Source organism: Bradyrhizobium sp. BR 1432 (assembly GCF_051547705.1).
Lineage (GTDB): Bacteria > Pseudomonadota > Alphaproteobacteria > Rhizobiales > Xanthobacteraceae > Bradyrhizobium > Bradyrhizobium zhanjiangense.
In genome coordinates this window covers 1692229-1715009 of the sequence record NZ_JBPUGF010000003.1, presented here as the reverse complement: position 1 = coordinate 1715009, position 22781 = coordinate 1692229, and the positions used below count along the sequence as shown (strand labels likewise).

Genomic DNA, 22781 nt, shown 5'->3' with positions numbered 1-22781 from the left:
ACAGTTTTGCCAGATTGTACTGAACTGTCGCTGGTCTTGTCACTGGCGATGGCCAAGCATCGCGCTCCAAAAAGCGAGACAGGAATGCACTCTTCAGCCACCGGCTGGGGCCACGGTCTCCTCGGCGTCATCATCTTCAGTGGCTCGCTGCCGGCGACGCGGGTGGCGGTCGGCGGTTTCTCCGCGCTATTCCTGACATCCACGCGCGCGGTCATTGCGGCGTTGATCGGACTTGCCATGCTCGGCTTGCTCCGTCAGGCACGGCCGGCGAAGCACGATCTCGCCTCACTCGCCATCGTCACCATCGGTGTCGTGGTCGGCTTTCCCTTGCTGACCGCGCTCGCGCTCCAGCACATCACCTCGGCGCATTCGATCGTCTTCATCGGCCTCTTGCCGCTATCGACCGCGATCTTCGGCGTCTTGCGCGGCGGCGAGCGGCCGCAGCCGTTGTTCTGGCTGTTCGCCGTCCTCGGCAGTGCCACCGTCGCGGGCTTTGCTCTGTCGAATGACGGCTCAGCCTCGCTCACCGGCGATCTCCTGATGGTGGCCGCGATCGTCTTATGCGGTCTCGGCTATGCCGAAGGCGCCGCGTTGTCGCGCCGCCTCGGCGGCTGGCAGGTGATCTCCTGGGCGCTACTGCTCGCGCTGCCGCTGATGGTGCCCGTCGCGATTTGGACGTGGCCGCCGACATGGAGCGGCGTCAGCGCCCCCGCCTGGATCGGGCTCGCCTACGTCTCGATCTTCAGCATGTTCGTCGGCTTCATCTTCTGGTATCGCGGGCTTGCGCTCGGCGGCATTGCGCGTGTCGGCCAGTTGCAACAGCTCCAGCCATTCTTTGGCCTGGCGCTTGCCGGCCTGTTGCTGCACGAGTTCGGTTGCCTGGAGCATGATCGCCGCGACCGCGCTCGTGGTCGTCTGCGTCTTTTTCGCGCGGCGGTTTGCGTGATGATGGCCGGCTAGTCCTGCCTTCGGCACGGCAAGAGCGCGAGTGCACGGACTGCCCAAGCAGGCCCGGCGAACGCGCGCGAGATCGATGATTCCCGCGCGCGCCCAGCGACGTACGAGCCGCGAACGAGCTCACTCCATCACGGTTTTCGTCAGCGTCGAGCGGGCGAATTTCTTCAGCGGCATCGGCTTGCCGAACAGAAAGCCCTGCACGAGATCGAAGCCGAGCTCGTTCGCGCCGACGAGGTCGGCGCGGCTCTCGACGCCCTCGGCGACCACGCGCGCGCCGTAGCCTTGCGCCAGCTCGACGATGTGACGGCACACCGTGCGCTTCAGCCGGTCACTGCCGCTGCCGGTGACGAAGTGCCGGTCGGCCTTCATCATGACGAAGGGAATCTTGTCCAGGCCCATCAGCGCCGGCCAGTTGGCGCCGAGATTGTCGATCGCGAGGCCAATATTGTGCAACCCCACCTCGCGTGCGACCTCGGTCAGGAGATCGAGATCGCGGGTCGCTTCTTCGCTGTCGATCTCGATGGTCAGCCCGCCGAAGGCCGGATGCGTCGGCACGCGGCGACAGAGATCGCGCACCGCCTGCGGCGCCTTCAGATAGGACGCTGGTAGGTTGATCGAGAGATCGACCGGGCTCTGCTGCTCCAGCAGATAGTGCCAGTCCTGCATGGCGCGCTCGATCACGAATTCCGAGAGATCACGCAGATGCGGATCATGCTCCTCGGGAATGAAATAGGCCGGCGGCACGACGCCCCAGGTCGGATGGCGCATTCGCACCAGCGCCTCGGCGCCGCTGCGGATCAGCGTGCGCGCGTCGATCTTGGGCTGGTACCAGAGCTCCAGCCAGCCGGCATGCAAGGCCTCGCCGACATGCACGGCCGGGCTCGGCGCCGGCTCCTCCGGCAGCAGCATCGCGACGCGCTCGCGCAGCGTCTCCGCGGCAAAGGGCGTGGTCAGCGGCGGCAGCATCGCAAGGCCATATTCCTCGCCGACCTGCCGCACGGCCCTGACGACGATCGATTCGCGGGCGCCGACCGCCAGAACCTTCCCGGCGAAGCCCTCACGCACCAAGACCTCGAGGAATCTCCCCGGCTCGATGCCGTCGGTGGCGACACCGAGCAGGATCAGATCCGGCAATTCGGTGGCGAGCACGGTTTGCAGCTCGTCCGCGCTGGCGCATTCGCAGGTAACGAAGCCAAGATCCTCGAGCACTTCGCTGAGGAAGGCGCGCAAGTGACGCTTGCTGTCGGCCACGCAGGCGCGCGGCGTCACCTTTCGCCGTCCGAAGGTTACAGGCCTTCGTCCGACGAGTTCAACAATCCCATCGTTCATCAACACCACTCCCGTTCCGTGACGGTTTCTTAAACGCGGAGCGTGGGTTCAAATAAGGAGAGCGTCACGTCGCTGTTGAATTATTTGAGTAACGTTAAGCCCTGCAATTAGAGCTAATTTGTCGACAGATTCTTCGAAAAGAATTCGCATACTCCGGCACCGCACGCGCAACGGCTGCCAGCGCATGCGGAATTTCTCCCGCGCGATCGATGAACGTGCGGCTTGCCGACGCCAGGCATCGAGTGATGCGGTTGCGTGGCCCTTCGCTCCAATGACAGGACGATTGGAGAATTAATTTCCGGCGGCTTTTTCGTGTTGTGCCACGCCGACCGCCTTGTAGTCATAGGTCGGATAGAATTCGGTGCGATAAGATCCCCATGCCGTGTCCTCGATGACGCGGTTGACCTCGCGCAGCCGCGACGCCGGCAGGCGCAGCGTGATCACTTGGCCAATGCCCATCATCACATACCAGCTCACGACCTCGACGCCGGCCGGCGGAAACGCCTTGTAGAAGCCCTGCGTCTCGAGTTGCGCATTCAGCTCGTGCAGCGGCCGGGATTGATCGTGTTTGAAGAAGACGGTCAGCAGCACCGCGTTGTCGGCGGTCGGCGCAGCATTGCCTTGCGGCGTCGTCGTCTGCGCCATCGTCGTCGATGTGAGCGCGAGCGCACTCACGAGCAACATCACCATCGTCAGGGTCCGTCGGTTCGATCTCATCGCGACCTCCTGCGGCTTGTTCCTTCGCAGCATCGGAGGATAGGAGCGACAGCTACGGCCGCGGAACTCATTTTCGCGCGATGCGGGCATGTTCCATCTGCGCTCGTGACAGTTATGCGACGATGCGTCCGCGCCTGTCGGCGCAAATGTGAAACACATCACATGCGCACTGCTGCGCCTGCGCTATTGCTCCGCGCATCCGGTGGTGGGCTGTCGAGGATGCAGCAATGACGATGCGGCGAATGATGTATTGGTGGTTCAGATTCGTGCTGTCGGGGCGATTTCTCGATCGCTTCCTGTGTCTGCCGCGCGCGCATTAGGGCATGATCCGGAAAAGTGTGAAGCAGTTTTCCGAAAAGATCATGCTCAAACAAAGACCTAAAGCGCGATGACGATTCAATTCGATCTCATCGCGCTTTAGGGCATGATCACTCACCGATAACGCGAAGGCCCCTCGCGCTTTGATGACTGCGCGATATCAGGTCTGCCCGATCAATTTGCGAAACGCCGCCGCGCCGTCCTGCATCGCGTCGCGTCCCTTCCAGGCGAGATAGGTCAACTTGCCGCCGAGCGTGTCGTGGCTGCGCAGGCGGCGCGATCCGAGAATGTGGCCGACATTGGCGGGGAAGCGGCTGACCTCGGCGGACACCAGTGCCGCGATCGCGTCCATCAACTGCTGGAGGCGGATGCCCCACTCGCAATGTTCGATGTCGTCGATGCGGACCTTGAGCGCATATTCGATGTCGTAGATCTCGGCGAGCAGGTCGCGGGCGACCAGCACGCGGTTGTGCCGGAGCGCGACCCGAAGAGCGAGGCGCTTGTCGTCGAGCCGGTCGAGCACCATGGGAACGACACAGGCATAGGGCGCGGCGGCGACGTCGGCGGCGCTCTTGGTTGCGGCGGCCTTGGTGGCGAGGCGCACCAATTGCCAGGGCGTCTTCAGGCGCCTTGCCACCAGTGCCAATGCGAAGGGCAGCGCGCGGGGATGGGACTTCCTGAAGCCGTCGAGTTGCGAGGTGATCTGGGCCACCTGGTTGTCATCGAACTTCGCGATCTGCTCGGGCAGTTTTTCGTTGAACTTCGGCAGCGCGTCGCCGGCGCGCAGCACGTCGAGCATCTTCATCACGTCGTCGAAGGCGGTGCGCGATGCCGTGTACTGCGCGAGCTTGGCGCGTGCGAGCTCGGTGCTATCCGCCGACGCCAGGGTGCTCTCGAGGACCTTGAGGACCTTGGTCTGGAAGGTCGACGCGATCTTTTGCACTTCCTTCGGATTGTTGGCGGCGACCTGGTCGTTGATAGCCTTGATGTAGTCGCGTGCCATGGTCGGCAGCAGGTCGCGGCAGATCCATTCCCAGATAGGGGTGAGCGTGTTGCGCGAGATCCGCCCCGCATTGGCGTGCTCGGGCGCGCCGTCGATCAGAAGCAGCTCGAGCGGTGCGAAGAAATAGCGCGAGGGGCTGGTGGCGCGCGCCTGGGTCGATCCGTCCTTGCGAAACTCGGCGCGCAAGCGCGACTGGATGTCGGCCGAGCCCGGCATGTCGATGCCGCACAGCTCGAGCCGCTCGAGTTCGCTGAGCAGACAGCTGCGCGACAGCGGCGTCAGCCTCTGCAAGAATTCCGAAAGCCGATCGATCTCATTCATGGCACGCAATCTTTCGCAGCGTTTCCCGCAGGCATGCGGGCCCAATGCGTGGAGGCATTTGCGCGCTCTCAATCTCCCTAGAGAAGCAAGTCGCCGTTAATTAATCCGTAAAATCCGGGGGGCGGGGATGATCGGAGGCAGCCTTTGAGGGTTTTCGCCCGCTTGCTCAGGATCTGAGCCGGAATCTCAACCTCTACGCGCCCGGGAACTGGCCCCACGCAAGCATAAATTGTGCCGATGCCGCGGATTTAGCGCAAAACTGCCGAAATCACCGTAATCTTACGGAGCAAAAAGTTAACCACAGACCGGGTCCCGTTCCGCTAAACGAGTGACATGGCGTCACAGAATGATACGGCCACTGATTCGCGGCCGTCGGAATGGTACGAAAGCAGCGCTGCTCCAGCTGAAGAGCCCGATTTCGTCCGCCTGAACGCCGCCCGTGCCAAGGCCGCCGACGAAATGGCCGCCGCCATTGCCCGCGAGCTCAACGGCCCCCTGACGGCGCTCCTGCTCTACATGGGCGAGATCAAGCACCACAGCGATCAGCTCGCGCCCGTCACCGGCGACCGCGCCTATTTGCAGCGCGTGGTGGAGAATGCGCTGGCGCAGACCGAGCGCGTTTGCGGCCTCGTCAAGCAGCTTGCCGGCCCTCACAAGGGCGGCCTGCCGATCCCATCCGGGACCGGGGACGCCGAAGCGCGGCCCCCCCGCGTGCCGCTGCCGCAGCGCGTGCCCCGCGCCGAATTGATTGGCCTGTCCGGCCAGAAGCGGCTGACCAAGCGCGAGCGCGAGGTGCTGAGGCTGATCAGCGAAGGCTATTCGAACAAGCAGGGCGCGCTTCGGATGCAGATCAGTCCGCGCACGTTCGAAAGCCACCGCGCCGAGGCGATGCGCAAGCTAGGTGCGCGCAACACCGCAGACCTCGTCCGTGCGGCGCTGCTGCACTCGATCGATTGAGATTGATTGCATTCCGCCCGGCCGGCGGCGCTGATCCCGCTCAGAAATAGTCTTCGGCGAAGGGACGCGTGCGTGATGCGGGCCGCAGCGGCTTGGGCTCGTCCTTCGGTGCGTTCGGGATGATCGTGATGGTCCAGCGGGGAGGCATGCTCGATTCCTGCTCGAGCACCGAGCGCACGAAGCCAGTCACCGTCGACTCGCCAGACTTTACCGTCGCCATCCGGCCGTTGAACTGAGCGATGCGGAAGCGACGGACTTCCTTCTGGTCCGCAGTCTCGTAGGTGAACATGGAAACCCTCCTGGTTTCCCGCGACTATCGCCAGCTATGATTAGCCATCTGTGAAAATCCCAAGCCGTAGAAGTACGGCGGGAATACACGCGCGGATAGTTAGAGCGTTTTCGACAACCGAAATGGCTCTAAAGCGCGATGAGATTTGGATGAATCGTCATCGCGCTTTAGGTTGTTGTTTGAGCATGATCTTTTCGGAAAACCGCTGCGCACTTTTCCGGATCATGCTCTAGCATTCCGGCTCCTGCGCGCGCGCCGCGGCGTAGGCGTCGTCCATCAGGTCCAGGAGATCGCCGAGCTCGGTGTCGTGAAGCGTCTCCGCAGACTTCTCCAGCCGCAGTGCCAGCGCCGCGAGCCTCGCATAGCCGAACGTCCCGGCCGCACTCTTCAACGAATGTGCTTCGCGCGCGATCCTGGCCTGGTGCTGCTCGCGCGAGAGCGTGCGGAACAGTTGCAGGCGTGCGCCGGTCTCGCTCCAGAACACGGCGCGCACCTCGCGGGCTCCGTCCTCGCCGATCTCACGTACCAGCGCCGCATAAGCATTCGGGTCGCGCGCGGGCGCGCAATCGAGCAGCTTCGGCGCCGGCGCGACGGACAATTCAAACATGGCTTTGCCTGCTCGATCACGATTCGATGCCGCGCGGGCCGGTATCGGTGCGAGGCCCGCCGTGTCTACGGCATCTGGATTTCAGTTCCGGAAGCAGGACGGCTCGTGTTTGCGGGCCGGCATTAGCCGTCCGTTTACCACGCGGGCGGGGTCAGCGCTGGCCGAGCAGCCGGTCGTATTGCGCCTTCACGGTGGCGTAGCATTCGCACGCGGTCTGGCGCAGGCCGTCCAGGTTCAGGATCTGGATGTGTCCGCGGCTGTAGTGGATGAAATTGGCCTGCTGCAAGGTGTTGGCGACCAGCGACACGCTGTTGCGCCGCGCCCCGATCATCTGTGCCATGGCCTCCTGGGTCAGCAGCAGCCGGTAGTCGCCCGACAGGTCATGGGTGTGCAGCAGGCAGCGCGACAGCCGCGACTCCACGGGATGGGCGGCGTTGCAGCCCGCGGTCTGCTGGACCTGCGCGTAAATCGCAAGACCGTGGCGCGTGAGCAAGGTCCGCAAGCTGCTGCTCTGGTCGGCCGCGACGCGCAGCCGGTCGAGATCCATCACCGAGGCGACTCCGGGAACCAGCACGACGGCCGTGTTCAGCGCGCTTGCATCGCCCATGGTCGAGAGTGTTCCAAGCAGGCTGTCGCGGCCGATCATCGCGACCTGCACATGCTCGCCCTTGGCGAGCTTCACCACGAGCGAGATCACGCCGCGGTGGGGAAAATAGGCGCGCTTGAGCGTTTCGCCGGCCTCGACCAGCACCGCGTCATGGGGCAGATCGATCGCGCGCAGGTACGGGCGGATCAGCTCATAATCGTCTCCCGACAGCGCGGATAGGAAACCGTTGGATGGGCGGCCCGTCGTTTCCAAAGCTGCCTCCCGCCTTTTGCACCAGCAAAGTCGCCACCGGCGAAATCGCTTCTTGCGCGAGTAAGTTCCATCATGTTCACGTCGGGATATATTGGCAATTGGGACGAGATGTCCGGCCCAAGACAGTCTCCCTGACCATTTCAATCGTTACGAGATGAGAGCGCAGCAGATCGAAATCTGCCGCGTCGAGCATTTGCAGCAACTGGTTGGGCGGGTGGCCGCTTGCGGTCATAAAGGGGCACCGGGTGCATTGACATCCATTCGCGCCGCGCCACGTTCGTCATGCAGTTGCGCGGCGACAAAATATATTGTATAGGTTGTGGCGCTGTCCATATACTCGTTGCAGGGCAGACAGCCTGTGGCATTTGCGGCGGAAATGGAAATAAAGAGCGGCGCGCTGATTCGCTCTTGAGTTGTGCACCTCTCTGCGAGGGTTGCGCAGGAAAGAGCGGCAAGGGGGCCTTCATGAGCCGGAAGCATTGCATCCGTGCTGCCATCGGACGCCGGTCGACCCGCGCAGTCTCGTCCGCGAGTGCTTTCAGCCATCCAGCATTGCTTCGAACCATGGCGCCGTGCGGCCGCAGATTTCGCGACCATCGTCTCCGTTTTCCCGGCGCCGCCAACCATCTTAGCGGCCATCCATTTCTCGATCGAAACCAGAGGAGAAAGGCGTGTCCCACGGCTCGATGATTGAATTGCCGAAACGGGAAGCTCAAACGGGGAGGGAAGGTCTGCGCCATATTCTCGTTGTCGACGACGACCCGATGGTGTGCATGGCCATCGAGATCCATCTCCAGCGCAACAATTTTCGGGTGACGATCGCCGAGGGAGGTGAAGCCGGACTGCGGGCCCTCGCACACGATCAGTTCGATCTGATGATCATCGACATCCTCATGCCGCATATGCGCGGGTTCGAATCGATCCGGACCTTCCACGAGCGGGCGCCCGCCATTCCGCTGATCGCGATGTCGGGCTACGCTTTCGCAAATCTGAATTCGCCCGCACCCGATTTCCTCCGGATGGCGCTGGAGCTCGGCGCCGCACGCTGTCTGCGCAAGCCGTTCACGCCGCACGCACTGCTCGCCGCCATCAACGATTGCCTGGCGGAGCATCGGCCCGACGCCGAGATTGCCTCGGCAGCGCGGCTGGGTTAGCGCAGCACGAGCCGGACTGGCGACGAGGTAACGGTTCGTTTACCGAAAACGTGAATTTCGCGGAGCTCGGCACAGCACGAAACGACTATCGCGAGAGCGCCCGCGACCGCGGGCCGAGTCCGTTCAATTCCACTCAAGGCCGCGCCTATCGTCCTTCACGAACGGGATTTTCTCGCGCGTGCCATGCGCCGTGATCGACGCGTCTACCTCACTCCTCGCTCCGTCGCGGCGCGGTGCCGGTTTTGCCGAAGCGTGTCCTCGCATGCAGCCGAACGGCAAACTTGTCTTCAATATCCGTATTAGCACGGAGGCCGAAATTAACGGGACCGTGAAAAGGGATGTCTAACGATCGAAAAGAGGGCTTCCGTCGATACCAAGCGCGGCGCAACGCGTCGAAGCCCAGCTCAGTAAGGCGTACCTCATGGATGATCTGTTGCGGGAGTTTTTGACGGAGACCAGCGAGAGCCTGGACACCGTCGACAATCAGCTGGTGAAGTTCGAGCAGGAGCCGAACAACGCCAAGATCCTGGATAACATCTTCCGCCTGGTCCACACCATCAAGGGCACCTGCGGCTTCCTCGGCCTGCCGCGGCTGGAAGCGCTGGCGCATGCCGGCGAGACGCTGATGGGCAAATTCCGCGACGGCATGCCGGTGACCGGGCAGGCGGTGACGGTGATCCTGTCCTCGATCGACCGCATCAAGGAGATTTTGGCTGGCCTGGAGGCGACCGAAGCCGAGCCGGAGGGCAACGACCGCGACCTCATCGACAAGCTGGAGGCGATGGTCGAGCAGGGCATGGCCGCGATGGCGGCTGGCGCAGCTGCGGTCGCCGACGCGCCGCCGCTGGCGCCGGAAGCCCCGGCCGCCGCTGCGCCCACCAAGGCGATGACCACGGGCACGCTGATCGCACAGACGCTGGAGCGCCCGTTGCGTCCCGGCGAAGTCTCGCTCGACGAGCTCGAGCGCGCCTTCCGCGAGACCGCGATCGAAGCGCCGGTGCCTGCTGCGCCCGTTGCCAAGGCTGAAGCCAAGGCCGAGCCCGCGCCGGTGGTTGAAGCCCCGGCGCCTGCCGCGAAGCAAGCCGCCAAGCAAAAGCCCGCGCCGAAGAAGTCGATGGCCGACGAAAGTGCCGGCGAAGGCGACCGCATCGCCAACCAGTCGATCCGCGTCAACGTGGACACGCTGGAGCATCTGATGACCATGGTCTCCGAGCTGGTGCTGACCCGCAACCAGCTGTTGGAGATCTCCCGCCGCAACGAGGACACCGAGTTCAAGGTGCCGCTGCAGCGGCTGTCCAATGTCACCGCCGAGCTGCAGGAGGGCGTCATGAAGACGCGCATGCAGCCGATCGGCAATGCCTGGCAGAAGCTGCCCCGCATCGTCCGCGATCTCTCCTCCGAACTCGGCAAGCAGATCGAGCTGGAGATGCACGGCGCCGACACCGAGCTCGACCGCCAGGTGCTCGACCTGATCAAGGACCCGCTCACCCACATGGTGCGCAACTCCGCCGATCATGGCCTGGAGACCCCCGCCGAGCGCTTAGCGGCCGGCAAGGGCGAGCAGGGCACCATTCGGCTGTCCGCCTATCACGAGGGCGGCCACATCATCATCTGCATCGCCGACAACGGCCGCGGCCTCAACACCGAGAAGATCAAGGCCAAGGCGATCTCCTCAGGGTTGGTCACCGAGGCTGAGCTCGAGAAGATGAGCGAGGCCCAGATCCACAAGTTCATCTTCGCGCCGGGCTTCTCCACCGCGGCCGCCATCACCTCGGTCTCCGGCCGCGGCGTCGGCATGGACGTGGTCCGCACCAATATCGACCAGATCGGCGGCACCATCGACATCAAGAGCGTGGCCGGCGAGGGAAGCTCGGTCACCATCAAGATCCCGCTGACCCTCGCGATCGTCTCGGCCCTGATCGTCGAAGCCGCCGGCGACCGCTTTGCCATCCCGCAGCTCTCGGTGGTCGAGCTGGTGCGCGCCCGCGCCAACAGCGAGCACCGCATCGAGCGCATCAAGGACACCGCGGTGCTGCGCCTGCGCAACAAGCTGCTGCCGCTGATCCATCTGAAGAAGCTCTTGAAGATCGACGACGGCGCCGCGTCCGATCCCGAGAACGGTTTTATCGTGGTGACCCAGGTCGGCAGCCAGACCTTTGGCATCGTCGTCGACGGCGTGTTCCACACCGAGGAGATCGTGGTCAAGCCGATGTCGACCAAGCTGCGTCACATCGACATGTTCTCCGGCAACACCATCTTGGGCGATGGCGCCGTCATCATGATCATCGACCCCAACGGCATTGCCAAGGCGCTCGGCGCCGCCGGCTCCTCGGCCCATGACATGGCCGACGAGAATGCGGCGCATCACATCGGCAGCGGCGAGCAGACCACCTCGCTGCTGGTGTTCCGCGCCGGCTCGTCCCAGCCCAAGGCGGTCCCGCTCGGCCTCGTCACCCGCCTCGAGGAGCTGCCGGCCGACAAGATCGAGTTCAGTAACGGCCGCTACATGGTGCAGTACCGCGAGCAGCTGATGCCGCTGGTCGCGATGGAGGGCGTCACCATCGCGAGCCAGGGCGCCCAGCCGATCCTGGTGTTCGCCGATGACGGCCGCTCCATGGGCCTCGTCGTCGACGAGATCATCGACATCGTCGAGGAGCGGCTCAACATCGAGGTCGGCGGCTCCGGTTCGGGCATTCTGGGCTCGGCCGTGATCAAGGGCCAGGCCACCGAGGTGATCGACGTCGGCCACTTCCTGCCGATGGCGTTCGCCGACTGGTTCACCCGCAAGGAGATGAAGCCGTCGCTGCACTCGCAGTCGGTGCTCTTGGTCGACGACAGCGCCTTCTTCCGCAACATGCTGGCGCCGGTGCTGAAAGCGGCCGGCTACCGCGTCCGCACCGCGCCGACCGCGCAGGAGGGCCTCGCTGCGCTGCGCGCGCAGAGCTTTGACGTGGTCCTGACCGACATCGAGATGCCCGACATGAACGGGTTCGAGTTCGCCGAACTGATCCGCTCCGACAACAATCTGGGGTCGATGCCGATCATCGGCCTCTCCGCGCTGGTGTCGCCGGCGGCGATCGAGCGCGGCCGTCAGGCCGGCTTCCACGACTATGTCGCCAAGTTCGACCGTCCCGGTCTGATCGCGGCGCTGAAGGAGCAGACCGCGGGCGCCGCCGGCGCCTCCGAGCTGAGCCGGGCAGCGGCTTAAAGCATGATCCGGAAAAGTGTGAAGCGGTTTTCCGACAAGATCATGCTCGAACAAGCGCAGGGATCAGGAGACAAGCGATGAGCCGCAAGACCCAGTCCAGCGAGGGCGCCATGGTCGAATACGTCACCGCGATGATCGGCGGCCAGCTGTTCGGCCTGCCGATCTCCCGCGTCCAGGACGTGTTCATGCCCGAGCGCGTCACCCGCGTGCCGCTGTCCTCGCGCGAGATCGCCGGCGTCCTGAACCTGCGCGGCCGCATCGTCACCGTGGTCGACATGCGCGCCCGGCTCGGCCTGCCCAAGGCCGAAGACGGCAAGGTGCCGATGGCGGTCGGCGTCGACCTGCGCGGTGAATCCGATGGCCTCTTGATCGACCAGATCGGCGAGGTGCTGCGCCTGCCCGAGGACGGCAAGGAGGAAAACCCCGTCAACCTCGATCCGCGCATGGCCAAGCTCGCCGGCGGCGTCCACCGCCTCGACGGTCAGCTCATGGTCGTGCTCGACGTCGATCGCGTCCTCGAGCTCGAAACCAAAGTGCAAATGGCTGCGTGAGCCAACCGAAACATCGAAACCGGAGAACCAAAATGAAAACGTGTTTGGTGGTCGATGATTCCAGCGTCGTGCGCAAGATCGCGCGCCGGATCCTGGAAGGCCTGGAGTTCGAGGTCACCGAGGCCGAGGACGGCTCGAAGGCGCTCGAAATCTGCCAGCGCAAGCTGCCCGATGCGGTGCTGCTCGACTGGAACATGCCCGTGATGGACGGCTTCGAATTCATGGGCCATATGCGTCGCCTGCCCGGCGGCGACCAGCCCAAGGTGGTGTTCTGCACCACCGAGAACAACGTGGCTCATATCGCCCAGGCGCTCAGCGGCGGCGCCAACGAGTACATCATGAAGCCCTTCGACAAGGACATTATCGCCGACAAATTCGCTGAAGTTGGGTTGATCCCGGTCGGACAAACCATGGTCTGAGTGTGTCTGGCCCAAAGTGTTTGGGCCAGAGTGTTCCAGTACAGTTTCGAAGAGGCCATCCGTGACCCCGACCGAGTACGAGTATCTGCGCAAGTTCCTAAAGGATAATTCCGGTCTCGACCTGTCCGCAGACAAGCAATATCTGATCGAAAGCCGCCTGCTGCCGCTCGCCCGCAAGACCGGGCTCTCCGGCATCGCCGAGCTTGTGCAGAAGCTGCAGGCCGGCTCGCGCCCGCTGATCACCGACGTGGTCGAAGCAATGACCACCAACGAGACCTTCTTCTTTCGCGACAAGGTGCCGTTCGAACATTTCCGCGACACGATCATGCCCGAGATCATCAAGGCGCGCGCCGGCCGCCGCAGCGTGCGCATCTGGTGCGCCGCCGGCTCGACCGGGCAGGAGCCCTATTCGCTGGCGATGTGCCTGAAGGAGATGGGCGCGGCCCTCACCGGCTGGCGCATCGAGATCATCGCGACCGACCTGTCGCAGGAGGTGCTGGAAAAGGCCAAGGCCGGCGTCTACAGCCAGTTCGAGGTGCAGCGTGGCCTGCCGATCCAGATGCTGGTCAAATATTTCAAGCAGACCGGCGAGACCTGGCAGATCAATCCCGAATTGCGGGCGATGATCCAGCATCGGCAGCTCAATTTGCTGCACGATTTTGCCCAGCTCGGCACCTTCGACGTGATCTTTTGCCGCAACGTGCTGATCTATTTCGACCAGGACACCAAGATCAACATCTTCAATCGCCTGGCGCGCCAGATCGAGCCCGACGGCTTCCTGGTGCTGGGTGCGGCCGAGACCGTGGTCGGATTGACCGACACGTTCAGGCCGATTGCGGAGCGGCGCGGCCTCTACAAGCCGAACGATCCGCGCGCGGCAGCAGCCAAGCCGGCTCTCACGGGCGTGGCCCCGCGCCTGGCGGTGATGGCAGGACGGTAAGCATGGCCGAGGATGGAAAAGGTGCGGAGCGCGTAACGTTCAGCCGCGGCTATGATGTCTGCATCATGGCGATCGACGGCACCTGGCGGCGCGACTGCAAGCTCAACGCGATCTCCGACACCGACGCCATCCTCACGGTGGAAGGCTCGATCCAGGGGCTGAACCTGAAAGAGTTCTTCTGCTGCTGTCCTCAACCGGCCTCGCCTACCGCCGCTGCGAGCTGGTACGGGTCAACGGCGCCGAGATGGATATCCAATTCCTGCGCGGCAAGAACCGGAAGAAGCGCGGCGCGACCGGCGGCCATGACGCCGCGGCCTGATCGGCGCGTGGCTGCCGCCGCACTTTCCGCCACGTTGCTTTATATTTGCTGAAACATCAGAACCAATTTGCCGTAGCCGCTTTACGTCGTCTAAGCGCGAGCCGTGTAACCATTGCTGGTCTCAATCTCAGGAATACCGGCAATGCCCAGAAGCTCTCTTTCCCCATCTCGTCAAACCTGCCCGACGTCGCCGAGCGGCGTGCGCTTCAGCTCCTGGTGGTCGATGACGACGCCACGCAGCGCAGCCTGATCACGGTTGCCGCCAAGCAGGCCGGCCACGAAGTCACCGTGGCGCCCTCGGTGGCGGAAGCGATCGAGAAGCTCCGCGCCGCGCGCTTCGACTGCGTGACGCTCGATCTCGTGCTGGAGGATGGCGACGGCATCGACGTGCTGCGCGAGATGAAGGAGGCGAAATTCGCCGGCGCCGTGATCGTCATCAGCGGCATGGACGGCAAGCGCCGCAGTGCCGCCCGCAGCTTCGCCCGTTCCGTCGGGATCGAGCTCCAGAGCCTGCCGAAGCCGCTGGATCTGGCGGCCCTGCGCATCAGCCTCGCCAATCTCGGCAAGACCGCGATGGGCCTGCCGGCAATCCACACCTGGGGTGGTGTGGCCACCGACGCGATCGTGGAACGGCACCGCGCCTAAAGCTTGATCCGGACCCGAAGGGCCATGTTAGCGCAAAGTGCGCAGCGGTTCCGAAAGATCATGCTCAAACAACAGCCTAAAGCGCGATGACGATTCATCCTAATCTCGTCGCGCTTTAGCTGCGGAGCTGCCATGCGATCGGATTTGCCGCCGCGCCGCCGCGCTGATCGCGATCCTACGCGTCGCTGGATTCCGACAGGCATTGCAGGGCGTGGCGAAGGCCCGCCCGGCAGGCGCCGAGGGCGGCGCTCGCGGTGGCGTACTGGGGCGTGACGTCGTCGAGGATGAGGACGTCCGCGGAACTTTCCGCATCATTGCCGTGTTCTTGATCCATGGCTGCGGCGATCCGGCGCATGCTGGTCTCGATCTGTGCGATCAGCAAGCGAAGGTCAGCTGCAATCAGCTCACGGCTCTCGACTTCGGGCGTTGCGAGCAACTGCGGTGTATCGGCTAAATTTAGCATGGATATTCTCCGTCTCCCGCAATTAGGCGCCATGCCGCTACTTGTGCGTTAAGTCTATGTCCCGTACAAATACGGGTGGGCCGAATCCGCGCCGAACGCCATAACGGTTGGCGCGGACGCGAGTCCTTCATGCCAACTGGATGTGGCACATGGCCGAACAAAGCTCTCGCGGTGAAATCTTCGTGGTCGACGACGACCCTGCCGTTCGCGACACCTTGTCGATGGTGTTGAAGGCGGCAGGCTATGAGGTGATCTGTTTTGCGGACGGCGCAGCGCTGCTCTCCGTCGCGCGGAACCGCACACCGGCTGCGATCCTGCTCGACGTGCATATTCCCGGAAAGTCGGGCCTCGACATTCTCAAGGAACTGCACGGCGAGGACTATCCGGCGCCGATCTTCATGATCTCCGGGCAGGGCGACATTGCGATGGCGGTCGGGGCGATCAAGAGCGGTGCGCTCGACTTCATCGAGAAGCCGTTCCGCGGCAGCGAGATCGTCGGCCGGCTCGACGAGGCGATCGGCGCCTATGCGCGCCGGCAGGCGGAGAATGCGTCGCCGAAATTCGGCTCGCTGCATTTCCCCGGACGTGAGCCGTTGACGCGCAGGGAGCGCGAGGTGCTCGAGCAGTTCGCCTCCGGTGCATCCAACAAGGAAGCCGGCCGCACGCTCGGCATCAGCCCGCGCACCATCGAGGACCACCGCGCCAACATCATGAAGAAGCTCGGCGCGCGCAATGCCGCCGACCTGATCCGCATCGTGATGACCGCGGCCCAGCGCGCGTCGTAGAATTGATCGGCGAGCCTTTGTAGCCCGGATGGAGCGCCAGCGAAATCCGGGACCGGTGCACGCAGCAAGAGACTTCCCGGATTGCGCTGCGCTCCATCCGGGCTACACGCGACCAGCTATGAAAGGCCTGCCTAAAAGGCCTGCGCTCATCCCTGCAACGCCTTGCGGATGATCCGCGCCAGATCCGATTTTCGATAGGGCTTGGCCAGCAGCAGGACCCCCGAATCCAGCCGGCCGTGATGGATGATCGCATTCTCGGTATAGCCGGACGTATAGACCACCCTGAGATCGGGGCGGGTCTTCTGGATCTCGTCGGCGAGCTGACGTCCGTTCATCTTGCCGGGCATGATGACGTCGGTGAACAGGAGGTCGAACCGCTTGCCGGCGGCGACGATCGCGAGCGCCTCCGCGGCGTTCGCGGCCTGCAAAGTGGCGTATCCCAGCGAATGCAGCTGAGCCAGCACGTAGTCACGCACCAGCCGGTCGTCCTCGACCACCAGGATGGTCTCGTGTCCGCCCTCGATCGCCGCCGCCGTCACGCCCTCGCCGACCGCCGTCGGCGTCTTGCCAGGCGGCAGGTACATCTTGATCGTGGTGCCGTGGCCTTCCTCGCTGTAGATCTTGATGTGTCCTGCGGACTGCTTGATGAAGCCGTAAACCATTGAGAGTCCGAGTCCGGTGCCCTTGCCCGGGCCCTTCGAGGTGAAGAAGGGATCGAACACCCTGGCCAGCATGTTCGCGGGGATTCCGGTGCCGGTGTCGCTCACGGCGATCAGCACGTAGTGCCCCGGTGGCACATCGTTGGCGCTGGCATAGACCTCGTCGAGATAGGCGGCGCCCGTCTCCACGATCAGCTTGCCGCCGTTCGGCATGGCGTCGCGGGCATTGAGTGCAAGGTTGAGGATCGCGGTGGTGAGCTGGTTGGGATCGACAATCGCGACGCAGCTCTCGTCCTCGAACACCGATTCGATCTGGATCTGTTCGCCCAGCGTCGGCCGCAGCAGTTTCGCGGTGTCGATGATCAGCGAGTTGATGTCGATCTCGCGCGGCTGGAGCGGCTGCTTGCGCGCGAAGGCGAGCAGGTGCTGGGTCAGATCGGCGCCGCGCGCGGCCGCCTCGTCGATCATCTTGGTGATGGCCGCAAGCTGCGGCTCCTTCTCGACCGCCTCCGCAAGGATCTCGATGGTTCCGGTGATGACGGTGAGGATGTTGTTGAAATCATGCGCCACGCCGCCGGTAAGCTGGCCGACCGCCTCCATCTTCTCGGCATGGCGGATGCGCTCCTCAGCCGCGATCTTGTCGGTGAGGTCGCGGTAGAAGACGTTGAACAGCAGGCCCTCGCGGCGCTTCAGCGCGGTGACGCTCAGCTCAGCCTTGAACTCCTTGCCGTCGCGGCGGCGGCACATCAGCTCGCGACGGCGGTTCAGCGTTTTGTCGTCTTCGTTTGCGAGGAACTGCGTTAGGCCGGCCCTAACCCTCTCGCGTTCGCTTTCGGCGACGATCAGATCGATCGTGTTCTTGCCGAGCACCTCGTCGCGGCGCCAGCCGAACAGCCGTTCGGCTTGCGAATTCCAGTTCAGGATGCTGCCGGTCTCGTCGGTCTGCACGAAGGCGTCGAGCGAGGTCTCGACGATCTTGCGGGCAAGCCGCTCGCTCTCGCGCAGCGATTCCTGCGCGAGCCGCGCCTCCGTCATGTCCCGCCCGACGAAGAAGAACCGCTGCGCCTGCTCGGACCAGTTGCCGAGCCAGGACAGCCAGACCATGTGTCCGTTCTTGTGGAAGCAGCGCGTATCACCGAGCTTTGGCCGCTCGCCGAGCCGCATCGCGCGCATGTTTTCGCGGGACTGCTCCAGATGGTCGGGATGAACGAAGTCGGCGCCGCTGCGGCCGATCATCTCCTCCGGCCGGTAGCCGAGAATGGTCTCGCTGCTCGGGCTGATCTGCACGACATGGCCGCGCGCGTCCATGACCATGATCAGGTCCTGCGACGTCTCGAAGATCTGCCGGCGCTCTTCGAGCTGCTGCTGCAGCGCCCGCTCGGCCCGCCGCGCCTCGGTGAGGCTGCGCGCAGATCCGGAGGCACCGACGATCTCGCCCGACGGTCCCCTGATCGGCGAGAGGCTGAGCGAGATCTCGACCGGCGCGCCGTCCTTGCGCAGGCGCACCGTCTCGAAGCGTTCGATCGGCTCGCCTGCCGCGATCCGCCGCAAGATGTTCTTGCCCTGCTCGCGGCGGTCGGCGGGTACGATGATGGCGGTGGATTTCCCGATCGCCTCGTCCGCCGAATAGCCGTAGAGGCGTTCGGCAGCCGGATTCCAGCCCGTGATGATGGCTTCGAGCGACTGCATCACGATCGCATCGTCGGACGATTCCACTGCGGCGCTGAACAGGCGCTCGCGCGCCGCATGATGGCTTCGAGCTGCCTCGGTGCGGCGATGCTCCTCGATCTCGCGCTGGAGTGCGGCCGTTTTCGCCCGGGTTTCCTCGACCATCTGGGCAAAGGCCCGTGCCAGCACGCCGGTCTCGCCGCTGGCATCGACGGGTATATCCGCCGGACGTCCGCTGCCGATGGCCTGCACCGCCTTGGTCAGGCGGCCGATCGGGCGCGTCAATGAGCGCGCCAGGAGCACCGCGAGCAAAGCCGCAGCCAGCACGGCAAGCACGCCGACAAGCAAGGACGTTCGTTGAATCGCTGCGGGCACGAGGCCGAACACCGGCGAGGGAATCGTCTCGATGATCGCAACCCAGTCCTTGCCCACGAGCAGGGCCGGCGCAATCGCCGCCCCGCTCGGCCGGCCCGACCCGTCGGTCATGAGCCGCGTGGATCCTTCCAGCGTCCCGGCCGAGGCCGCAGAATAGGGAAAATCCTTGCGCCAGTCGTTGGGACGATCATGCCATGCGCCGAATTCCCGCGTGCGATCGGGATGGACGAGATAGTCGCCGCGCGAATTCACGACATAGATCTCTCCGCCCGAGGTCACGGTGGAGCGGACGCGGTCGAGCGCCGGTCGCATGTCGATATTGGCGATGATGATGCCGAATGGCCTGCCGTCCGCCGTGAACAGCGGGGTTGCAACGCGTAACGTCGGAATGTGGGAGGTCGTGGTTCCCCCTGGCGGGTGGCGAGATCGATGGCGGACACGTAGATCTCGCCCGGCGCCAGCCGGATCGTCTCCTGAAAGTAGCTCCGTTCGCTCTTGCGCTCGAGTTCGTCGTTGGGAGCGATCCGCGCCTTTCCATCCGGGCCGGAGCGATCGACGCGGACCAACTCGCGCTGGTCGTCGTCGAGACCGATGATGCGAAATTGCCCGTAACTGGGTTTGGCGTCGATCTCGGCTGCGAGCCGCGCTGCGATGCGCTCGCGCCAGGTTTGCTCCGACACGCCGTCGGATGCGTCGATGCCTCCACCGATGTGAGCGCGGATCAGGCCGTTGATGGCTGCGGCAGAGCGGTAGCCGAGCAGATCGCCGCGCGCGCCGGCGACGTAGGATTCGAGATTGGTCGCCAGCAGCCGTGACTGGGCTTCGACGCGTTCCAGTACCCGCGGAATGACGGCCTGGGTGGTGTTGCGATAGCCCAACCATCCGACTGCGGCCACGGTCACCGCCACCAGCAGGGTCATCGTGATGGCAAGCCGCGTTGCGAGCGTCATGGGGATATTCGCACCGGTTCCCGAATGGCCACGCCTGTTCTGGCCTGGAAAGGAATGAGGGTCCTTGTCATCGGTGGCCGGTGCTGACATCCGGATTCCCCACCGATGCCGCCCGGGCCGTGCCCAGGCAGCCATCGACCGCCGCGAGCAGTGCGCCTGGTCGGAACGGCTTTTGCAAGCTTGCCACCGCGCCGAGCTTGGTTGCCATCTTCAGGAAATCCGGCTCCGCATAGGGGTCCGGCGCGGCCGAACGGCCGGAAATGACGATGATCGGGACGGTTGGGGCCAGCGCCCGGATATGGCGCATCGTCTCCAGCCCGTCCATGCCGGGCATGAAAATGTCGAGAAACAACAGGTCGAACGGGCTGGCCTCGAATAACGCAAGCCCCTCGTAGCCATCGCCGGCGACGGTGACGTGATGACCGGCCCTCTCCAGCAGCAGCCGGATCGTGATCTGCACGGCCGGGTCGTCATCCACGATCAGGATGTTGGCCACGTCTGAGATCCTCCGGGGTCGGATGGGGATGCCCCAGCGACCGCAAATCAAGCCATCAAAGACGAAATTGTTGCGCGGATTCCGCCCGGCCCGCAAGCACTTCGCGAGCGCCACCATTCCGGTCGAGGTAACCTCTCCCGGCGCGCTATATGCACGCTCCCGTGCATAAGCCGTCCCTCCTAGTCGGTCAGGTACTCGGGATAGCGGCTTCGGATCTTGTCCAGCTCGCTCAGCGTGCCCGACAGATGTTTGCGCAGATGCTGTTGCGCGGCCTCGGCATCTCCGGCCTCGATCGCGCGCGTGATCAGCCGATGGTGACGGACGATGTTCTGGGCCTTGCCGGGTGAGGGCAAATGCAGCCGGCGCAGCCGGTCGATATGTCCGCTGCGGCTGCGCACCAGCGTCCATAGATCTTGCTTGCCGGCGGCCGCGTAGAGCTGGGCGTGAAAGTCGTTGTCGCCGGCGATGAAGCTCTCGAAATCTCCGGCCTTGGCGAATTGCTGCTGGAGCGCGATCGCGTGGTCGAGGCGGATGACCAGGGCCGCGTCATGCCTTTCCGCGAGCAGGCGCACGATCTCCAGCTCCAGTGCCTGACGCAGGAAATGGGCCTGCCGCGCGCGGTCGACGTTGATCCGGCTCACCACGGTCGCATGCTGCGGAAAAACGTCGACGAGGCCCTCTTCCTCGAGGCGCATCAGCGCGTCGCGCACCGGTGTCGAGCTGACACCGAACTGGCCGGCAAGCTCGGCGCGCGACAAGGGAGCGCCGGGCGGCAGCTCCAGGGCGACAATCGCGTTGCGTAGCCGCTCGAACACCTGCGGCGCCGCCTGGCGGCCGCGGTCGAGCCGGGCGGGGCGTGGGGCCGCGCGCAGCGCGGTATGGGATGATTCCATGGCGGGTCCCGCGGGCTTGCGTTTGATGCACTAATATATTAGTGCATCAGCAGGGTCAACGCAGATCGACGCTGGCCGGAGGAAACACACAACAATGATCAAGCATCTTCGCAGCAAGCTTGCGGCCGCCACCGTGATCGCCGCGATCGCCTTCTCAATGTCAACGGCTCACGCGCAGCAAAAGTCCGAGATCGCGCTGTCGCGCCAGCCCGGCATCTTCTACATGCCGAGCCATATCATGGAGAAGCTGAAGCTGATCGAGAAGCATGCGGCTTCCCTCGGCGTAACTGGTGTCACCACCAAATGGATCACCTTCTCCGGCGGCGGAGCGCAGACCGACGCGCTGCTCGCCGGCGGCGTCGACATCCTCAACACCGGCACCGGCAATCTGCTGCTGCTATGGGATCGCACCCGCGGCGGCGTGAAGGGCATCGTCGCCACCTCGGCGCAGCCGATGACGCTGATCAGCCGCGACGCCAACATCAAGTCGATCAAGGATTTCGGCCCGGGCGACAAGATCGCGGTGCCGACCGTGAAGGTCTCGACCCAGGCGATCGTGCTGCAGATCGCGGCCGCCGAGGCCTTTGGTGCCGACCAATGGTCGAAGCTGGATGCCAACACCGTGCAGCTCGGTCACCCCGACGCCTATGCGGCGCTGTCCAACCCGAAGCACGAGGTGCACAACCATTTCTCGATTCCGCCCTTCACCTTCCTGGAGTTGAAGAACGTGCCGGGCGCGCATGTCGTGCTGAGTTCGCCGGATGTGATGGGCGGCCCGCTCAGCCAGGCGCAATTCTTCACCACGACCAAGTTCGCTGACGCCAATCCAAAGATCATCCAGGCCGTGCGCGACGCCACCAAGGAAGCGCAGGATCTGATCCGCAGCGATACCAAGCAGGCGGTCGAGATCTACAAGGAGATCACCGGCGACAAGACGTCGGTGGAAGAGCTGCTCGATCTCCTGAAGGAGCCCGGCATGATGGAGTGGAATCTCGAGCCGCAGGGCACGATGAAATTCGCAGCCCATCTCTACAAGACCGGAACGCTGAAGAATTCAGCCGAAGGCCTGGACGGACTACTATCTCCCCGTCGCGCACGATCTGAAGGGCAACTGATGGCGCTGCTCGACGTCAGCTCGGTGACGCTGCGCTACAAGACCTCCAGCGCCGTCGTCACCGCCACGGAAAAAGTGAGCTTCACCGTCGACCGGTCCGACCGCTTCGTACTGCTCGGACCCTCCGGCTGCGGCAAGTCGACCCTGCTCAAGGCCGTCGGCGGCTACATGAGCCCGAGCGAAGGCCGCATGACCATTGGCGATCGCGAGATCCATGGGCCCGGCGCCGACCGCATGATGATCTTCCAGGAGTTCGACCAGCTCCTGCCCTGGAAGAGTGTGCTCGCCAATGTGATGTTCCCGCTGCTCACCGCGAGAAAGCTGTCGCGCAAGGACGCCGAGGCGAAAGCGCGCGCCTATATCGAGAAGGTCGGCCTCACCCGCGTGGTCGATGCCTATCCGCACACGCTCTCCGGCGGCATGAAGCAGCGCGTCGCGATCGCGCGCGGCATGGCGATGGAGCCGGACATCCTTCTCATGGACGAGCCGTTCGCCGCGCTCGACGCGCTGACGCGGCGGACCTGTCAGGATGAGCTGCTCCAGCTCTGGAGCGAGACCAAATTCACCGTGCTGTTCGTGACCCATTCGATCGCGGAGGCGATCCGCATCGGCAACCGCATCCTGCTGCTGTCGCCGCATCCCGGCCGCGTCAAGGCCGAGGTGATCGACGTCGACAAGGTTTCGAATGAGGATGGCAGCGCCGGCCGGCTGGAGAAGGAGATCCACGATCTCCTGTTCGCCTCCGAAGCTGTAGCGCACTAAGGGAGCCGCCATGGGCGAAGCCA

The 22781-nt window shown here is 64.2% G+C and carries 18 protein-coding genes and 4 pseudogenes; 12 read left to right on the top strand and 10 right to left on the bottom strand.

Going from position 1 to position 22781, the window contains the following annotated elements:
• Nucleotides 1–84: 84 nt before the first annotated feature.
• Nucleotides 85–946 (top strand): annotated as a pseudogene (locus ACSKB8_RS08165) (DMT family transporter).
• Nucleotides 947–1077: 131 nt separating this feature from the next.
• Here ACSKB8_RS08165 and ACSKB8_RS08160 read toward each other — a convergent pair.
• From ACSKB8_RS08160 to ACSKB8_RS08150, 3 genes are all read right to left on the bottom strand, one after another.
• Nucleotides 1078–2286: an EAL domain-containing response regulator gene (locus tag ACSKB8_RS08160; protein WP_128942469.1), complete on the bottom strand. Its 1209-nt coding sequence runs from the start codon at nucleotides 2284–2286 to the stop codon at nucleotides 1078–1080.
• A gap of 291 nt (nucleotides 2287–2577) precedes the next feature.
• A complete protein-coding gene (locus ACSKB8_RS08155) occupies nucleotides 2578–3003 on the bottom strand; it encodes a hypothetical protein (protein WP_438103573.1) in 426 nt (141 codons plus the stop codon).
• 478 nt (nucleotides 3004–3481) lie between these two features.
• Nucleotides 3482–4645, bottom strand: a complete 1164-nt coding sequence (locus ACSKB8_RS08150; protein WP_438103572.1) for a hypothetical protein — start codon at nucleotides 4643–4645, stop codon at nucleotides 3482–3484.
• Nucleotides 4646–4978: 333 nt separating this feature from the next.
• Here ACSKB8_RS08150 and ACSKB8_RS08145 point away from each other — a divergent pair, with 333 nt between their 5' ends.
• Nucleotides 4979–5602, top strand: coding sequence for a LuxR C-terminal-related transcriptional regulator (locus ACSKB8_RS08145; protein WP_438103571.1), 624 nt, complete (start codon nucleotides 4979–4981; stop codon nucleotides 5600–5602).
• A 40-nt stretch (nucleotides 5603–5642) separates the two neighbouring features.
• On the opposite strand, the gene ACSKB8_RS08140 is transcribed toward ACSKB8_RS08145, so the two are convergent.
• The 3 genes from ACSKB8_RS08140 to ACSKB8_RS08130 all read right to left on the bottom strand — a co-directional run bounded on the left by ACSKB8_RS08140 (nucleotide 5643) and on the right by ACSKB8_RS08130 (nucleotide 7357).
• A complete protein-coding gene (locus tag ACSKB8_RS08140) occupies nucleotides 5643–5891 on the bottom strand; it encodes a hypothetical protein (protein ID WP_091893184.1) in 249 nt (82 codons plus the stop codon).
• A 229-nt stretch (nucleotides 5892–6120) separates the two neighbouring features.
• A complete protein-coding gene (locus tag ACSKB8_RS08135) occupies nucleotides 6121–6498 on the bottom strand; it encodes an Hpt domain-containing protein (protein ID WP_438103570.1) in 378 nt (125 codons plus the stop codon).
• 151 nt (nucleotides 6499–6649) lie between these two features.
• Nucleotides 6650–7357, bottom strand: a complete 708-nt coding sequence (locus tag ACSKB8_RS08130) for a Crp/Fnr family transcriptional regulator (protein WP_370990204.1) — start codon at nucleotides 7355–7357, stop codon at nucleotides 6650–6652.
• 671 nt (nucleotides 7358–8028) lie between these two features.
• On the opposite strand from ACSKB8_RS08130, the gene ACSKB8_RS08125 reads away from it, so the two are divergent.
• The 7 genes and pseudogenes from ACSKB8_RS08125 (at nucleotide 8029) to ACSKB8_RS08095 (ending at nucleotide 14593) form a co-directional block, all read left to right on the top strand.
• The gene (locus tag ACSKB8_RS08125) at nucleotides 8029–8511 is read left to right on the top strand and encodes a response regulator (RefSeq protein ID WP_438103569.1); all 483 of its coding nucleotides are present in this window, start codon (nucleotides 8029–8031) and stop codon (nucleotides 8509–8511) included.
• A 421-nt stretch (nucleotides 8512–8932) separates the two neighbouring features.
• Nucleotides 8933–11719: a hybrid sensor histidine kinase/response regulator gene (locus tag ACSKB8_RS08120; protein WP_438103568.1), complete on the top strand. Its 2787-nt coding sequence runs from the start codon at nucleotides 8933–8935 to the stop codon at nucleotides 11717–11719.
• Between the two features lie 77 nt (nucleotides 11720–11796).
• A complete protein-coding gene (locus ACSKB8_RS08115; RefSeq protein ID WP_438103567.1) occupies nucleotides 11797–12270 on the top strand; it encodes a chemotaxis protein CheW in 474 nt (157 codons plus the stop codon).
• A 32-nt stretch (nucleotides 12271–12302) separates the two neighbouring features.
• Nucleotides 12303–12689 (top strand): response regulator, encoded by a 387-nt coding sequence (locus tag ACSKB8_RS08110; RefSeq protein ID WP_091897857.1) that lies wholly within the window; start codon nucleotides 12303–12305, stop codon nucleotides 12687–12689.
• Between the two features lie 61 nt (nucleotides 12690–12750).
• A complete protein-coding gene (locus tag ACSKB8_RS08105) occupies nucleotides 12751–13629 on the top strand; it encodes a CheR family methyltransferase (protein WP_438103566.1) in 879 nt (292 codons plus the stop codon).
• Between the two features lie 2 nt (nucleotides 13630–13631).
• Nucleotides 13632–13948 (top strand): annotated as a pseudogene (locus ACSKB8_RS08100) (PilZ domain-containing protein).
• Between the two features lie 165 nt (nucleotides 13949–14113).
• The gene (locus ACSKB8_RS08095) at nucleotides 14114–14593 is read left to right on the top strand and encodes a response regulator (RefSeq protein ID WP_438110454.1); all 480 of its coding nucleotides are present in this window, start codon (nucleotides 14114–14116) and stop codon (nucleotides 14591–14593) included.
• 175 nt (nucleotides 14594–14768) lie between these two features.
• On the opposite strand, the gene ACSKB8_RS08090 is transcribed toward ACSKB8_RS08095, so the two are convergent.
• Entirely contained in the window at nucleotides 14769–15056 is a 288-nt protein-coding gene (locus ACSKB8_RS08090; RefSeq protein ID WP_438103565.1) for a hypothetical protein, read from the bottom strand.
• 149 nt (nucleotides 15057–15205) lie between these two features.
• Here ACSKB8_RS08090 and ACSKB8_RS08085 point away from each other — a divergent pair, with 149 nt between their 5' ends.
• Entirely contained in the window at nucleotides 15206–15841 is a 636-nt protein-coding gene (locus ACSKB8_RS08085; protein WP_091897867.1) for a response regulator transcription factor, read from the top strand.
• A gap of 146 nt (nucleotides 15842–15987) precedes the next feature.
• Here the strand turns inward: ACSKB8_RS08085 and ACSKB8_RS08080 are convergent.
• The 3 genes and pseudogenes from ACSKB8_RS08080 to ACSKB8_RS08070 form a co-directional block, all read right to left on the bottom strand.
• Nucleotides 15988–19583 (bottom strand): annotated as a pseudogene (locus tag ACSKB8_RS08080) (PAS domain S-box protein).
• Nucleotides 19561–19989 carry a response regulator gene (locus ACSKB8_RS08075; RefSeq protein ID WP_438103564.1) on the bottom strand — a complete coding sequence of 143 codons (429 nt, stop codon included), beginning with the start codon at nucleotides 19987–19989 and terminating at the stop codon, nucleotides 19561–19563. Before ACSKB8_RS08075 ends, ACSKB8_RS08080 begins: the two are co-directional and overlap by 23 nt.
• Nucleotides 19990–20168: 179 nt before the next feature.
• Entirely contained in the window at nucleotides 20169–20882 is a 714-nt protein-coding gene (locus tag ACSKB8_RS08070; protein WP_438103563.1) for a GntR family transcriptional regulator, read from the bottom strand.
• Between the two features lie 94 nt (nucleotides 20883–20976).
• On the opposite strand from ACSKB8_RS08070, the pseudogene ACSKB8_RS08065 reads away from it, so the two are divergent.
• Together ACSKB8_RS08065 and ACSKB8_RS08060 are read left to right on the top strand one after the other, a co-directional pair.
• A pseudogene (locus ACSKB8_RS08065) lies at nucleotides 20977–21997 on the top strand (ABC transporter substrate-binding protein).
• Nucleotides 21997–22758, top strand: coding sequence for an ABC transporter ATP-binding protein (locus tag ACSKB8_RS08060; protein WP_370990909.1), 762 nt, complete (start codon nucleotides 21997–21999; stop codon nucleotides 22756–22758). Before ACSKB8_RS08065 ends, ACSKB8_RS08060 begins: the two are co-directional and overlap by 1 nt.
• Nucleotides 22759–22781: the final 23 nt, after the last annotated feature.

Coding starts and splice junctions, on each gene's coding strand:
- ACSKB8_RS08140 (WP_091893184.1), bottom strand. CDS start 5,891: ATGTTCACCTACGAGACTGCGGACCAGAAGGAAGTCCGTCGCTTCCGC.
- ACSKB8_RS08090 (WP_438103565.1), bottom strand. CDS start 15,056: ATGCTAAATTTAGCCGATACACCGCAGTTGCTCGCAACGCCCGAAGTC.
- ACSKB8_RS08060 (WP_370990909.1), top strand. CDS start 21,997: ATGGCGCTGCTCGACGTCAGCTCGGTGACGCTGCGCTACAAGACCTCC.
- ACSKB8_RS08110 (WP_091897857.1), top strand. CDS start 12,303: ATGAAAACGTGTTTGGTGGTCGATGATTCCAGCGTCGTGCGCAAGATC.
- ACSKB8_RS08120 (WP_438103568.1), top strand. CDS start 8,933: ATGGATGATCTGTTGCGGGAGTTTTTGACGGAGACCAGCGAGAGCCTG.
- ACSKB8_RS08150 (WP_438103572.1), bottom strand. CDS start 4,645: ATGAATGAGATCGATCGGCTTTCGGAATTCTTGCAGAGGCTGACGCCG.
- ACSKB8_RS08085 (WP_091897867.1), top strand. CDS start 15,206: ATGGCCGAACAAAGCTCTCGCGGTGAAATCTTCGTGGTCGACGACGAC.
- ACSKB8_RS08135 (WP_438103570.1), bottom strand. CDS start 6,498: ATGTTTGAATTGTCCGTCGCGCCGGCGCCGAAGCTGCTCGATTGCGCG.
- ACSKB8_RS08070 (WP_438103563.1), bottom strand. CDS start 20,882: ATGGAATCATCCCATACCGCGCTGCGCGCGGCCCCACGCCCCGCCCGG.
- ACSKB8_RS08145 (WP_438103571.1), top strand. CDS start 4,979: ATGGCGTCACAGAATGATACGGCCACTGATTCGCGGCCGTCGGAATGG.
- ACSKB8_RS08160 (WP_128942469.1), bottom strand. CDS start 2,286: ATGAACGATGGGATTGTTGAACTCGTCGGACGAAGGCCTGTAACCTTC.
- ACSKB8_RS08155 (WP_438103573.1), bottom strand. CDS start 3,003: ATGAGATCGAACCGACGGACCCTGACGATGGTGATGTTGCTCGTGAGT.
- ACSKB8_RS08115 (WP_438103567.1), top strand. CDS start 11,797: ATGAGCCGCAAGACCCAGTCCAGCGAGGGCGCCATGGTCGAATACGTC.